This is a genomic window from Reticulibacter mediterranei (assembly GCF_016587455.1).
Genome location: NZ_BNJK01000002.1, coordinates 2,754,568 through 2,767,222, shown reverse-complemented (window position 1 = coordinate 2,767,222; position 12,655 = coordinate 2,754,568). Strand labels below are relative to the sequence as shown.

The window sequence follows — 12,655 nt, the reverse complement described above, 5'->3', positions numbered from 1 at the left end:
ACGGGTGAATCACGAGCCTCTCGCCCGTGTGAAATCAATGCTCTGCCTGACTCGCAGCAGGGAAGGATGCAACGTGAGGTGGGAGGTGACATGCGAGTTGATGCATAGTGTATTCAGCCAGGCGTCCCTCTATACTTCTTGTAGTGGATGTGAAGCAACAGCACTCTATGGTTCATATCCACCATGAGAAATGGTAGACAAATGTCCCCTTGTCGTTCCATGAAAGGAGAGCAGCAGCAGAACTTTCAAGATCATGTGGTTTTTGACTGTGTTTGGGAGTATCGAGAAGCGCTTCCGCCACGCAACACCCTGGCCGAAGCCACCTTCTTCTGGAAAAGCGATTCTCGGCTAGAAAGTCCAGACTTGCAGACAAACCAGGCTGAAGTTCCTTTGTCGAGCTCTGAGAATAGCGCAAGGTTTGGCCTACCGGAAGTCGGGTAGACTGCACGTGGTGGCGTCGTCCACCCAAAGAGTTGAGGCCATTTGCGTTTGACGGGGCCGGGTCCACTTGACCCCATTGAGATTGAGGCCAATTTTCTGTCGCACCCAGACGATATGAAGGCTGCAATAGCTAGTGTGGAACTATGCCGTGAGATCGGCAACTCCGCCGCGCTTCGCCCCTTCAACAAGCGTGAGGTGATGCCAGGCAACTTGAAAGGCACGGCTCTCGAACAGTTTATCCGAGATGCCACTATGACCGTCTGGCATGAGACCTGCACGGCTAAGATGGGCCGAGACGCCATGTCGGTAGTAGACGGCCAGTTGAAAGTGTATGGCGTCAGCCACCTTCGTGTGGCGGATGGCTCGATCCTGCCACGAGTGACCACTGGCAATACGCAGGCTCCCTGCGTCATTATCGGTGAGCGTGCGGCTGAACTCCTACAGAGAGAGCACAGGCTATAACTGTCTGCGGATCGGCTCACACAAGGAATATTGGACAGTGAGAGATGATGATAGGTCGAAAGCATTTTTGTAAAAAAACGGATGTAAGGAGAAAGAGATGACACAGACACAACGAGGGTATGTGCTGGCTGATCAGGAAGGGCAAGCCGTCTGGTTTTTAGGAACCCTCTCGATCATCAAGGCCAAGAGTGAGCAGACACAACAAGCATACGGTCTCCACGTGGAGATTGTCCCGCCGGGGGCTGAGCCTCCTGCTCACCGGCACCGGCACCAGGATGAAGCCTTGTATGTACTCGAAGGAGAGGTCAGCATCCGCTGTGGAGAGCAGGAGTGGCGAGGCGGGGCAGGGACCTTTGTCTTCCTACCACAAGGAGTTCCACATGCCTTTCAAGTGGAGGGAAGCACCCCGCTCAAAATCTTAATCATCACCTCCCCTGGAGGGACGTTGGGCTTTGAACATTTTGTAGAAGAGATGGGAACGCCGGCAGAGACCAACATTCTTCCTGCGCCATCGCCTCCTGATATGGAAAAGCTGCAACGGCTGGTGACCAAGTACGAGATCGAGTTTGTCGAACTGCCATAGAGCTATGTCGCTGGCATGCCTGATTGAAGCTGAAGATCGAGAAAGCAGAAGAAACATGAGCACGTATCAAGGGCGGTCGTGGCAAGCTGAGACATTCGGCTCGCCACAAGAGGTACTTCGTCTCAAGAACGTGACGTGGCAACCACCAACGAAGGGACAACTCCTGGTCAAGGCGCATGCATGTGAAGTTGGACTTCCTGATCTACTGACGACTGAGGGCAAGTTTCCATTACTCACCGCTCCTCCGGCGATACCGGGACAGGAGGTCGCAGGCTCAGTGGTCAGCGTTCCCCAGGGCTCGGTATTCTCTGTCGGAGACCGAGTCATGGGCATCACCCCTTTTCAGGAAGCGTGGGGAGGGTACTCGGATTACGCCTACGTGCGCGAAGCGTCTACACGACCCATCCCAAGCACATTGAGCGACGAAGAGGCGGCCGGGTTCCTGATCGGGTTCAAAACCGCCTACAATGCCCTCACCGACCGCATTTCCGTTACCGCAGACTCGGTAGTCCTTGTGCTTGGTGCAGCTGGGAGCTCTGGGGGAGCCACGATCCAGTTGGCCAAGGCACTGGGTACCACAGTCATTGCAGTAACCAGCAGCGAAGAGAAGGTTGCGTTCTGCACACGCATTGGAGCTGATCATGTTGTGAATCGGATGACCTCCAACTTCGTCGATGAGGTCCACAAGCTGACCGACGGACGGGGCGTGGATATCATCTTCGATCCAGAAGGTATGAAACAGTTTCGGGTACAAGAGAGAGAAACAGGCAGACTTCATCTCCTCCTGGGGACAGTGATGGTAGGCATTGTGCTCTCCGTTCTTCTTGAAGGGATCGTTCAACTGTTGCCTCCGCACTATATCCTGGGTTGGGGCATTTCAGGCGAAGTAGTCGCTCTTGGAGAAGGGGTCACTCAATTCATGCCAGGAGATGAAGTGTATGGGATGCTCCGCTTCCCCCAGGAGGGGAAAGCGTATATAGTGAGTATGTCAGCGCCCCAGTCACAGATATTGCGCTTAAGCCAACTCGTTTGACGCATCAGGAAGCGGCAGCCGCTCTACTGGCCGCACTAACAGTTTGGCAGGCATTCTTCGAGACCGCGCATCTGCAAGCAGGACAGACCATCTTTATCCCTGGCGGTGCCGGTGGTGTTGGTCATTTAGCCATCCAACTTGCCAAATGGAAGGGAGCGAAAGTGATGAGCACCACCTCAACCCGCAACATGGATTTTGTGCATCATCTGGGTGCGGATGTCGTGATCGATTACACGAAGCAGTCTTTTGTTGAGAGGGTGAAGGGTGTTGATATCGTGCTGGATCCAATTGGCGGGGAGGTACTCAGACAAGCGTTTCAGGTGATGAAAAGCGGTGGCATCATTGTTTCTCTGCCAGGTCATGCAGGAGTACAAGCGATTGGCGATCCACTCGCGCCCCAATATGACGTGACATTTGTGTTCACCCCAGTACATCGATCGGGGGAGCAACTGGCCGCGATGGCTCCATTGTTTGACACCGGCCAACTTCATGTCCATATCGATGCGGTTTTCCCGCCGCAAGAGGTGGCTCAGGCCCATAAGCTGAGCGAGGGTGGACATGTACGCGGCAAGCTTGTTCTTGCCGTTGAATAAGCCTGTGCTGAAGAGGCTTCTTCTTGCACAGACTTGTAGGAAAACAAAGGAGGTCCCATGAACATCGCGAAGCGTCTTCTGATCATGACAGGCCGAGATGGGGTTCGACCGATCAAAGGAAGTTCCATGAACATCGCCGAGAGTATTGTCATCGTGACGGGAGCATCAAGCGGCATTGGCGCAGCCATCGCACGCGAACTGGCGCGACGGGGGGCAACCGTGGTTCTGGCTGCTCGTCGTGTCGAAGAACTGAACCAGATGGCGGGCGATCTCACTCAACTGGGACACAAGGTACTCGCAGTTCCCACCGATGTACGCAGCCGCGAGAGCATTGATCACCTCGTGACCCAAACTGTCACGGCATATGGTCGCGTCGACGGGGTGGTCAATGTCGCCGGAATCGGGGAGGCAGGCATCATTGAACACGCCAGTGATGAGGTGCTCGAAGCGATGGTGATGGTCAACCTGCTCGCTCCCGCTCGCCTCATCCAGGCCGCCCTACCGTATATGAAGCACGATGGGAGTGCGGCCATTGTCAACATTGGCTCCATTGCCGGAGAGATGGGGACCAATGGCATGTATTCTGCCACAAAGTTTGGAATTCGAGGACTCAGCGACTCCTTGCGGCGAGAGCTGTGGAGCAGACGCATTGCCGTCTCGCTGATCGAACCCGGCTACATCCGCACCGCCCTCACCGCCCAGATGAAAGGCAGACTGCCTGGACCAGAGATCGTGGCTCAGGCCGTTGCCAGCGTTTTAGAACATCCCCTGCGTGTGCTGGTCGTCCCCTCTTCCTGGCGCTTCCTGCTGCTCGGTGTCCGTCTCTTTCCCGCCGTCGCGGATAGGCTGTTCGGAAGCCCACAGGGACAGGCACGACTCCATTTCAACTCGGAGTACAGAAAGGATGAGGGCCATGTCAAAGCCCGGTGATCACCATCAGATGCAACTCGACTCGCATACTCTGACCTTTCTCAAAGCGTGCCAATCTCAGGATGGATCGCCTCTCTGGACCTGCTTGCCAACTTCCGCACGCGAGTTTCTGCGAAACTGCCAGCAGTGATCCATCCCACCTGACGGTTGCAGGTGAGGGGACCGGAGGAACCCTGGCGACCGTCACTACCTTGCTCGCCAAAGAACGGGGTGGACCACCAATCGATTTCCAGGTCCTCTTGTATCCAGTGACGGATGCGGACTTCGAGACGCCATCGTACCGAGAGTTTGGGTTCTCCGTCATCTTGTGTGCAGGATGAGCTTATGAGAACTTTCTCTCTTTCGCCGTCCGCTTCCAGAGCAGATCCTTTTTTTCAGCATACTGTTGATGAGATTTTTGCACAGAAGATGACGGAGAACCAAAAATGGGAGGAAAAAAGATCGCATACCGATTGTTGTGTAAAGCAAAGCCTTTTCAAAGAGGTTCCTCTGCCTTGGTTCTCCAACCATATGATCTCTCTTCGGAAAACAGAACGCTTTCCTCACTGATCCGCTCCGAAGGGCTTGACAAATTCCCCACGGGAGGATATAGTCTATTTAGCTGGCTAACTTGGAGGTCATCTTGAACGACAAACCCGAATATGAGAGTCTTACCTTCTTGCTCCGTATAATTGGTCAGGCTCAGCGTAACCAGATGAGCGATGCGCTGGCCGAAATCGGCTTGTATGCAGGACAGGAAGCGTTTTTATGGCATCTTTGGCAAGAGGAGGGACTCACCCAATCACAGTTGGGAGAGCGCATGTGCGTGCAGCCACCTACCGTTTCGAAAATGGTGGATCGTCTGGAAAAGGCAGGCTTGGTCGAGCGTCACCCCGATGCAGAAAACAGTCATCTCTCCCGCGTGTACCTCACAGAGCAGGGCAATGCTTGCCAACGCGACGTGCGCGCTATCTGGACGAGCATGGAGCAGCGACTGACTCAAGGGTTGAGCGTTGAGGAACGGATTGTGCTGCGCCGTTTGCTCCTGCAAGTCCACGAGAATTTGACCAGCAGTTCCTGATCGACCCATATCAGACAGAGCCTATACAAAAAGGTTGTGACCTTCTTTTTTTGCGCAGGAGTTAGCCGGCTAATTTGAAAATGTTCTGCTCTGCCCACTCATTGAGTGGGCTCACCACAGAGAAGGAGGAGGTATGCTGGATGATCTGATGCGAATCATCCGTTTCTATACGTACGGCGGTCCAGAGCAACTCGTTCTGGAACATGTCCCGCACCCCGAACCGGCTGCTGGTGAGGTTCTTGTGCGCGTCTACGCCGCTGGCGTCAATCCTATCGATTGGAAGATCCGCAAAGGATTCTTCAAGGATGTACGACCTGTCCCCCTGCCTTTCACGCCGGGAAGCGAGCTGGCGGGAACGGTCGAGCAACTCGGTCCGGGCGTCACCGGCTTCACAGTCGGGCAGGCAGTCTACGGGCGAGGTGCAATGGGAGCCTATGCCGACTATGCCGTGGTCGCTGCAGAAGGGCTTGCCAGCATCCCTCACCATCTCAGCTTCGATCAGGCGGCCTCCGTCCCTGTCGGTGCCTCAACTGCCTGGCTGGCCCTCTTCGGTCTGGCCGATCTGCACGCTGGGCAACGGGTGCTGATCCATGGCGCGGCAGGTGGCGTGGGCAACTATGCGGTCCAGCTTGCGAGAAGGATCGGTGCGCATGTGATCGGCACCGCGTCCTCCAAGAACCTGGAGTTTGTACGTACGCTTGGAGCTGAGACCGTGATTGATTACGCGACCACGCCTTTGGAGCAAGTGGTCCATAAGATAGATGTGGTCGTGGACCCTCTTGGTGGGGAGATCCAGGATCGCTCGTGGCCGCTGCTCAAACCGGGCGGGATACTCGTCGCCGTTGGCCATCCGAGCGCGAAGGAGATGGCGGCGAAGTACGGAGTTCGCACGGCCAGCACCGTCTTAGCTCAACGTGTCTCGTCGGGCCACTTGACGGAACCACTCCGAGAGATCTCCACACTTATCGAGTCTGGGTTCTTGCTTCCCCAGGTAGGCAAAGTCTTTCCCCTGGAAGAGGCGGCCCAGGCCCAGGCCCTCAGTGAAACGGGTCATGGGCGAGGTCGTATTGTTCTGCATATTGCCAATGAGAAAAGGAGAAACGAAGCATGAGCGTCTTTACTGACAAGGAGATTGAGTATCTGAGGAGCCAGCGCCTGGCGCGTCTTGCCACAGTGCAGCTTGAAGGCACCCCCCAGATCGCACCGGTTGGGTTCCACTATGATGCGGAGCAAGACGTGATTTACATTGGTGGACAGTATCTCAGTCGGAGCAAGAAGTTTCGCAACATCCTGAACAACCCCCATGTCGCTCTCGTGATCGATGACGTCTTGCCTCCAGGGCCTCCGCGTGGAGTCGAGATCCGGGGGATCGCCGACACGGTCGGGACCGGAGGAAACGCTCTTTTTGGTGCGAATTATCCAGTCGATGAGGCGATGATTCGCATTACCCCAGTACGCATTATTGGGTGGGGCCTTGATCCCGAAGCGGGATGGCTGCATGCTCGGCGGGTCGAGCGCACGTGAATCGTTTGCAGAAAAGCAGGTCGAGGAGGGCCCCCAAATCCCTCTTCCGCCTGCCTCATACTGGGCGAAGAAGAGTACAAAAGGAGAACACGATGGGTGAAACAGTTGATACAAACACAACCATTCCTGGCGCATCTTTATTGCGGGGGCGAGTTGCGCTGATAACCGGAGCTAGCCGTGGTATTGGCGCAGCTACAGCTTTATTGTTTGCCCGACACGGGGCAGCCGTAGGCGTTAATTATTACAATAGCAGCGGGCAGGCGCAAGAAGTCGTCGAGGCTATTGGCGCGTTTGGCGGGCGTGCCATCGCGATCCGGGCCAGTGTGGATAATGCGGAAGAGGTTGGAGCAATGGTGCAGCGGGTGGAGCAGGAACTGGGGCCAATCGATACCCTGGTCTTGAACGCCATTGCTGGAAGCAAACTGGTTGAGCATTCCGGCAAGTCAACGGCTGCGCGTGGTCCGTCGATCTTCACTCCCTTCCTCGACTCCACATGGGAGCAATACCAGAACATCGTTGTGCGCTCTCTGGTCGGGGTCTATGTTCCGGCGCGTGCGGTAGTCCCCTTGATGGTTGAGCGCAAACGCGGCAACCTCATCGCAGTGAGTAGCACCGCCGCGCGAGCGCCGTACATAAGTATGGGAGCCCTTGCCGCCGGCAAAGCGAGCGTCGAGGCATTCATGAAAGCGCTCGTGCCTGAACTGGGTCCACATAGCATCCGAGTCAATGTCGTAGCTCCAGGTACGGTCGAGACGGAGGCTTCGGCTCCGTACATCCAGGTGCGCAAAGAAGCCATGAGCCAGAATCTGCCCCTGCGGCGCCTTGGGCAGCCTGAGGATATCGCTGGGGCGATCTTGCTCCTCGCCGCACCGCAGGCTGGATACCTGACCGGGAACTACCTGGCCGCTGGCGGTGGCAATTATCTGCCCTGATGGCTCTGTCGTCAGCGAAAATGACGCAACGATGGAACCTACACACGCGACTTGGCGACTTCCTCAGGTCCCATCGAAGATCTTCGTGTTCCTCGTGATCGAGAAGGTCAGTTCCACACCCAAGTCTTTGAACGCTACAGTCGTTATGAACCACAGGTGGCAGAAGGCTTAACCCAGATGTTTGTCGCCGGGGTGAGTACGCAAAAAGTGGGAGAAGTCGCTCATACCCTCATGGGAGTGGCCCCCAGTGCAAGCGCCGTGAGTCGTCTGAACCAAACGTTGACCGGACAGTTTGAAGCTTGGCGAAAGCGTGATCTCCAAAGCCACTACCGAGTCGTGTATTTCGATGGAGTGCATTTCACCGTGCGACACGGGGAGAAATCCGACGCGACCATTGTTTTGACCGCATTGGGAGTTGATCTTGAAGGGAAGCGAGAAGTACTCGCCTTGTGGGCGTGTGCAGAAGAGAACAAAGATGGATGGGGTTGTCTGCTGCAAGATCTGCGTACACGAGGGGCAGCTCAAATTGATTTGATCGTGAGCGACGGACATGACGGCTTGCTCACAGCTCTTGGGACTCTTTTTCCTGCAACACCACGCCAGCGCTGTGTGATCCACAAGCAGCGTAATGTGCTGAATGCCATCTCCCGCCGCGAGCAGAAGGAAGTGGCAGCTGAATTGGCAGGGATTTGGAAATCCTCGACCGTAGATGAAGCACGCACCCAATTAGCAGCCTTTAAAGGCAAATACGGCAAGCGCTATCCTGAGGTAGTACGCAGCTTGTGTGAGGATGAAGAGCATCTTCTCACATTTTACGAGTTTCCGCAGGTCATGCATCGTTATATTCGCACGACCAATGCGATTGAAAGTTTCTTTCAACGCACCGATACCATTGACACCTTCACGACAGAAACGTCGTGTTTGACTATCGTGTGGGCAGTCATGCAGGATATTCGCTTGCCCAAGATTCCAGTTGGCTAAAGGCTGATCGTTGGGCAACCAATTAACGCTTCAAGGCTGATTAGACAGAACTTCCTTCTTTTCTTGCTTTCTTTCTTGTGTATCACACTCTCACCCGCTCTTATTTGTCCTGTTTCTTGTGTTTCTCTCTTTCCTCGTTCAACCACAACAACTATCTCCCCAATCAAATGTCTCTTCTTTTACACAGTTTTCGGCATGGTGGCCGAAGATGACCTCAAGCAGCTCGCTGCACGCTCCCCATTTCGCTACCAGTCGCAGGGAGATGGAAGTTGGCGCTGTCCGCCAGCAGAAGAGGCGGTTTCCGCACTCGGACTCACCTTTCGCGTGCGCTCCTCCGCAGAACTCCATTCGACGTCTATCAATACCCTCCTCTTCCTCGAAGATATTAAAATGCTCATGGGCTGTGCAGCAAGGTTGCTGTAGACAAAAAGAGGGGATATACTTCTTGTATACCGCTTGCAAAATGCAAGTAGCATATGACAAATGAGGGATCAAAACAAAGCTTTGTATGAGGTTCTTGCCTTTCCCTATCTTTCTACGGCCGAAGGGAGCGATCACCATGACCGAGCACCTAGCTCTTTCTCAACAAACCAGTGTGCTGAAACAAACAGATGACACTCCGCTTCTCTATCTTTCCAGCAAGGGTGCGGGTTGGGAAGGATTGAGAGCAGAGGCCTACCGCGAGCCTACTCAGCTCAAAAGGTGGATGACACCAGAGCGATCTGATATTATCCTGCTTTTGTCGAATGGCGGAGCTATGCGCGTGGAACAGCGATACACGCAAGGTCCCTGGAAAGCGTTCTCTCTCCACCAGGGAGGTCTGGTCCTACGTCCTGTTGGGATTCCCCATGAACTGTGCAAACAACGCCTCTCCCCTCAACCAACGCAGACACTCCATTTGACTTTGAATCAGAACCTGTTTACTCGCACTGTTGAGGAAGTGGCAGGGTACGATCCCACACGCATCCCTCTGGTGGAACGCTTTGGGTTTGAGGACCCCCTGCTGGCGCAGATCGGCTTCGCGCTGTGGCGAGAGCTGGAACAGCGCGCTCCTGCGGGAAACCTCTATGCGCAAACTGCTGCCCAGATGCTCGCTATTCATCTTTTGCGTCATTATACGACAAAAAATGTTTCGATTGAGGAACCGAAAGGTCAACTGACGTCTCAGCAGATGAGACAAGTGGTCGATTTCGTTCAGGCTCATCTTGACCAGCATCTCTCCCTTGAGGAACTGGCTCGGCAGACCGGCTTTAGCCCATATTATTTTGCCCGTCTCTTCCGCCTAACAACGGGAGTCAGTCCGCACGAGTTTGTCCTGCGCCAACGTGTGGAACGAGCACAGCTTCTGCTCAAAGAGAGGGAGGTATCGCTTGCTCAAGTCGCCACTGCGTGTGGCTTCGCCGATCAGAGCCACTTGACTCAGATTTTCAAACGCCATGTTGGTCTGACTCCACGAGCGTATCAGCGAGATCTCTTCATCTGAGCAGATTTTTCACAAAATCGCACATATCTCCAAGATTGTCTTGCTACCTTGACAGTATGATGCCCTTGCACGTTGGTCTTCGACGTGCAAGGGCATCCTCGTTCCTGATAAGGAAGAGGTCTCATGACAAGGATAAAGGCAAACATGATCACAACGGCACCACAACAACATATGACGCTCGGTTCCATTCGGGTCACGTATCTGCCGGATGGCTCTGCGCTCTTCAACCCTACGTTTCTGTACCCGGCAACAACACTTGCAGACTGGCAGCCCTATCGGCACCTGCTCAATCAGGATGGGCAAATCCTCGCTAGTGTCGGCGCGTATAGTATCCAGACATCTGACCACACTATCCTCGTTGATGCAGGCTATGGTCCCAGTCAAATTGCCATTGAAGGGAACGCCTTGCTTCAAGGTGGCGAGCTTCTTGTGAGCCTGCAAAACGCGGGACTGACCCCTGCGGATATCGGCCTCGTTTTCTTTACGCATCTGCATCCTGACCATGTGAGAGGGATTAGCCGGCAAGTCGATGGTGAACAAGGCTTACTCTTCCCCAATGCTCGCTTTCTGGTACGACGGCCCGAATGGCTGCGCTTTGCGAACCCTGATGAGTCACGGTTCGGCGTTGAAGATGCACTCAAATTGCTGGAGCCGCGTATTGAACTGATTGATGAAGGGAATGAGTTGCTTGTTCCCGAAATCACCGTTCTGGCGACACCAGGGCACGAGACTGGACACGCCTCGCTCCTGATCTCTGTAGGCGAGCAGCGAGCCATTCTGTTGGGAGACATCTTTCATAATAATGTGCAGGTTGAGCATCCCGATTGGGCGAGCTGCTACGATCATGACCCAGACCTTGCGAAGAGAACACGCCAATACATACTTGAAGAACTGGCAAAACCTGCAACGATTGGGATTGCTTCGCATTTCGCCAATGCCGTCTTTGGTCGAGTGACCTTTGTTCAGGGCAAGTATCAGTGGCAGGTGCTCCAGTAAAACCACGATAGATGACAACACCTGTTTTCCTGATAGATCAGTGTTGCCCAGAGAGTCAGCGCATTCAAATCTTCGTGTACCATTTCCTGGTTTGGATACGCTGACCCCTCAATGAGTAGAGGATCAGCAGTTCAATGAGGCTCTCGACAATCTTTGATTGTCTGGGCTTACAAAAAGCCTGACGAATAAACAGTGGGAGAGATGGCATTCTCTGCGCCACGAGAAAAAGATGAATACCATGAGCGAGATCATCTGGCCTGAGCGGTATACGCCGGGCACAACCGATAATTTTGTTTCCAATGAGATCATTGTGGCCGGTCTGACCGTGGCCACGGTGTGGCTGTGTCTCTCGAATACTGCGGCCTGGCCGACATACTACAGCAACGTCTCGGACATCCGCTTCCACGACGCCGGGCCCGAATTGCACCTGGGTGCCCGCTTCCAGTTTACCACCTTCGGCTTTCTTGTTGAGGCTGAGGTCATGGAGTATGAGCCGCCCGCTGACAACAAGCCAGCACGGCTCGCCTGGCATGGTTGGATAGACGGATCAGCAGAGACGGCGTTGAACGCTTACCACGCCTGGCTGCTGGAGGATCTGTTCGGTGGGCGGGTGCGGATTCTCACGCAGGAGTCGCAGATCGGGAAGCCAGCCCAGGAGATGGCTCGGACAAAGCCCAACCCCATGCTCAACGCTCACCAGGAGTGGATAGAGGGGCTGGCCAACGCCTTGGCGAAGCTGGCACATTCCTAAGAGCAGTAAAGATTGAGCTGTTCTGTTTCAAAACAACAAGAAAGAAGGATGTATGGACGAAAGTATCAAGGAACGAGGCCTCCACGGCAAGAACGTGGTCGTCATTGGAGGGAGTCGAGGGCTGGGACGTGCCCTTGTGGCTGCGGCTCACGCAGAAAGCGCGCAGGTGCTTGCTGTTGCCCGACAGGAAGCGGAACTCAGGAAGGTCGCTGAGGAACGCTCAGGGGTCCAGGTGCTCGCGCTTGACGCCACGCATGAAAGCGCTCCTGCCAGGGTGTTTGCCGCCCTTTCGCCTGATGTGTTACTCGTCTGCGCAGGGGCGGTCCCTCATATGGCTCCGCTTGGAGAGCAAAGCTTCGAACAATTCTCGCGCAACTGGAATACTGATGTAAAGATAGCGCTGTTCTTCTTGCAAGCGGCGCTGAACACGCCACTGCCCGAAGGCTCAACGGTCGTCCTGATGTCCAGCGGGGCAGCCATTGGCGGTTCGCCGCTTTCGGGGGGATATGCTGGCTCCAAACGGACGCTGATGTTTCTTGCCAGGTATGCCCAAGAAGAAGCTGATCGCTTGCATCTCGGTTTACGCTTCCTGGCGCTGGCACCGGGCAATATGATGCCAGAAACGGATATGGGGAAGACTGGGGCCTCTGCTTACGCTGCTTCTCGAGGTCTTTCCATCGAGGACTTTCTCTCTCTCCAGAGGGGTGGGCAGCCTCTGGTCACGCCAGACCTGGTTGCCAGCGCCCTGATGGAGCTTGCCAGCGATCCGCAAAAGAGCGCAGGAAAGTCGTTCCTGCTTTCTGGAAAAGGGATGGAGATCGTACCCTAGTCCTCCAGGTGGAGAGAACACTGCTAGTTCGCGCACAGAGGATGAGGAGATGATCCC

13 protein-coding genes and 3 pseudogenes are annotated in these 12,655 nt (G+C 54.8%); all 16 read left to right on the top strand.

The annotated features are described in order from the left end of the window. Window positions 1-237 precede the first annotated feature (237 nt). Window positions 238-903: pseudogene (locus tag K3T83_RS58405) on the top strand (GMC oxidoreductase); the annotation flags it as partial. A gap of 97 nt (window positions 904-1,000) precedes the next feature. Continuing rightward, the gene (locus tag K3T83_RS51140; RefSeq protein WP_220210809.1) at window positions 1,001-1,486 is read left to right on the top strand and encodes a cupin domain-containing protein; all 486 of its coding nucleotides are present in this window, start codon (window positions 1,001-1,003) and stop codon (window positions 1,484-1,486) included. Between the two features lie 55 nt (window positions 1,487-1,541). Then, window positions 1,542-2,519, top strand: coding sequence for an alcohol dehydrogenase catalytic domain-containing protein (locus K3T83_RS51135; protein ID WP_220210808.1), 978 nt, complete (start codon window positions 1,542-1,544; stop codon window positions 2,517-2,519). Further along, a complete protein-coding gene (locus tag K3T83_RS51130) occupies window positions 2,516-3,112 on the top strand; it encodes an NADP-dependent oxidoreductase (RefSeq protein WP_220210807.1) in 597 nt (198 codons plus the stop codon). Before K3T83_RS51135 ends, K3T83_RS51130 begins: the two co-directional genes overlap by 4 nt. A 57-nt stretch (window positions 3,113-3,169) precedes the next feature. Next, the gene (locus tag K3T83_RS51125; RefSeq protein WP_220210806.1) at window positions 3,170-4,042 is read left to right on the top strand and encodes an SDR family NAD(P)-dependent oxidoreductase; all 873 of its coding nucleotides are present in this window, start codon (window positions 3,170-3,172) and stop codon (window positions 4,040-4,042) included. Window positions 4,043-4,170: 128 nt separating this feature from the next. Further along, a pseudogene (locus tag K3T83_RS58400) lies at window positions 4,171-4,332 on the top strand (alpha/beta hydrolase fold domain-containing protein); the annotation flags it as partial. A gap of 332 nt (window positions 4,333-4,664) precedes the next feature. Then, window positions 4,665-5,102: a MarR family winged helix-turn-helix transcriptional regulator gene (locus tag K3T83_RS51115; RefSeq protein WP_220210804.1), complete on the top strand. Its 438-nt coding sequence runs from the start codon at window positions 4,665-4,667 to the stop codon at window positions 5,100-5,102. 133 nt (window positions 5,103-5,235) lie between these two features. Continuing rightward, window positions 5,236-6,213 carry an NADP-dependent oxidoreductase gene (locus K3T83_RS51110; RefSeq protein ID WP_220210803.1) on the top strand — a complete coding sequence of 326 codons (978 nt, stop codon included), beginning with the start codon at window positions 5,236-5,238 and terminating at the stop codon, window positions 6,211-6,213. Next, on the top strand, window positions 6,210-6,626 hold the full coding sequence (locus K3T83_RS51105; protein WP_220210802.1) for a PPOX class F420-dependent oxidoreductase: 417 nt from the start codon (window positions 6,210-6,212) through the stop codon (window positions 6,624-6,626). Before K3T83_RS51110 ends, K3T83_RS51105 begins: the two co-directional genes overlap by 4 nt. A gap of 92 nt (window positions 6,627-6,718) precedes the next feature. Then, window positions 6,719-7,558 carry an SDR family NAD(P)-dependent oxidoreductase gene (locus K3T83_RS51100; protein WP_220210801.1) on the top strand — a complete coding sequence of 280 codons (840 nt, stop codon included), beginning with the start codon at window positions 6,719-6,721 and terminating at the stop codon, window positions 7,556-7,558. Window positions 7,559-7,588: 30 nt separating this feature from the next. Further along, window positions 7,589-8,539: pseudogene (locus K3T83_RS51095) on the top strand (IS256 family transposase); the annotation flags it as partial. Between the two features lie 195 nt (window positions 8,540-8,734). Continuing rightward, on the top strand, window positions 8,735-8,962 hold the full coding sequence (locus K3T83_RS51090; RefSeq protein WP_220210800.1) for a hypothetical protein: 228 nt from the start codon (window positions 8,735-8,737) through the stop codon (window positions 8,960-8,962). Window positions 8,963-9,098: 136 nt separating this feature from the next. Next, the gene (locus tag K3T83_RS51085) at window positions 9,099-10,022 is read left to right on the top strand and encodes an AraC family transcriptional regulator (RefSeq protein ID WP_220210799.1); all 924 of its coding nucleotides are present in this window, start codon (window positions 9,099-9,101) and stop codon (window positions 10,020-10,022) included. A gap of 123 nt (window positions 10,023-10,145) precedes the next feature. Beyond that, a complete protein-coding gene (locus K3T83_RS51080) occupies window positions 10,146-11,018 on the top strand; it encodes an MBL fold metallo-hydrolase (protein WP_220210798.1) in 873 nt (290 codons plus the stop codon). A gap of 229 nt (window positions 11,019-11,247) precedes the next feature. Continuing rightward, window positions 11,248-11,769: an SRPBCC domain-containing protein gene (locus K3T83_RS51075; protein WP_373324758.1), complete on the top strand. Its 522-nt coding sequence runs from the start codon at window positions 11,248-11,250 to the stop codon at window positions 11,767-11,769. A gap of 52 nt (window positions 11,770-11,821) precedes the next feature. After that, window positions 11,822-12,598 carry an SDR family NAD(P)-dependent oxidoreductase gene (locus tag K3T83_RS51070; protein WP_220210796.1) on the top strand — a complete coding sequence of 259 codons (777 nt, stop codon included), beginning with the start codon at window positions 11,822-11,824 and terminating at the stop codon, window positions 12,596-12,598. Window positions 12,599-12,655: the final 57 nt, after the last annotated feature.

Bases quoted from the DNA above. Each gene is read 5' to 3' on its own strand.
- K3T83_RS51090 (WP_220210800.1), top strand. From the start codon at position 8,735: ATGGTGGCCGAAGATGACCTCAAGCAGCTCGCTGCACGCTCCCCATTT.
- K3T83_RS51085 (WP_220210799.1), top strand. From the start codon at position 9,099: ATGACCGAGCACCTAGCTCTTTCTCAACAAACCAGTGTGCTGAAACAA.
- K3T83_RS51110 (WP_220210803.1), top strand. From the start codon at position 5,236: ATGCTGGATGATCTGATGCGAATCATCCGTTTCTATACGTACGGCGGT.
- K3T83_RS51075 (WP_373324758.1), top strand. From the start codon at position 11,248: ATGAATACCATGAGCGAGATCATCTGGCCTGAGCGGTATACGCCGGGC.
- K3T83_RS51100 (WP_220210801.1), top strand. From the start codon at position 6,719: ATGGGTGAAACAGTTGATACAAACACAACCATTCCTGGCGCATCTTTA.
- K3T83_RS51135 (WP_220210808.1), top strand. From the start codon at position 1,542: ATGAGCACGTATCAAGGGCGGTCGTGGCAAGCTGAGACATTCGGCTCG.
- K3T83_RS51105 (WP_220210802.1), top strand. From the start codon at position 6,210: ATGAGCGTCTTTACTGACAAGGAGATTGAGTATCTGAGGAGCCAGCGC.
- K3T83_RS51080 (WP_220210798.1), top strand. From the start codon at position 10,146: ATGACAAGGATAAAGGCAAACATGATCACAACGGCACCACAACAACAT.
- K3T83_RS51140 (WP_220210809.1), top strand. From the start codon at position 1,001: ATGACACAGACACAACGAGGGTATGTGCTGGCTGATCAGGAAGGGCAA.
- K3T83_RS51070 (WP_220210796.1), top strand. From the start codon at position 11,822: ATGGACGAAAGTATCAAGGAACGAGGCCTCCACGGCAAGAACGTGGTC.
- K3T83_RS51125 (WP_220210806.1), top strand. From the start codon at position 3,170: ATGAACATCGCGAAGCGTCTTCTGATCATGACAGGCCGAGATGGGGTT.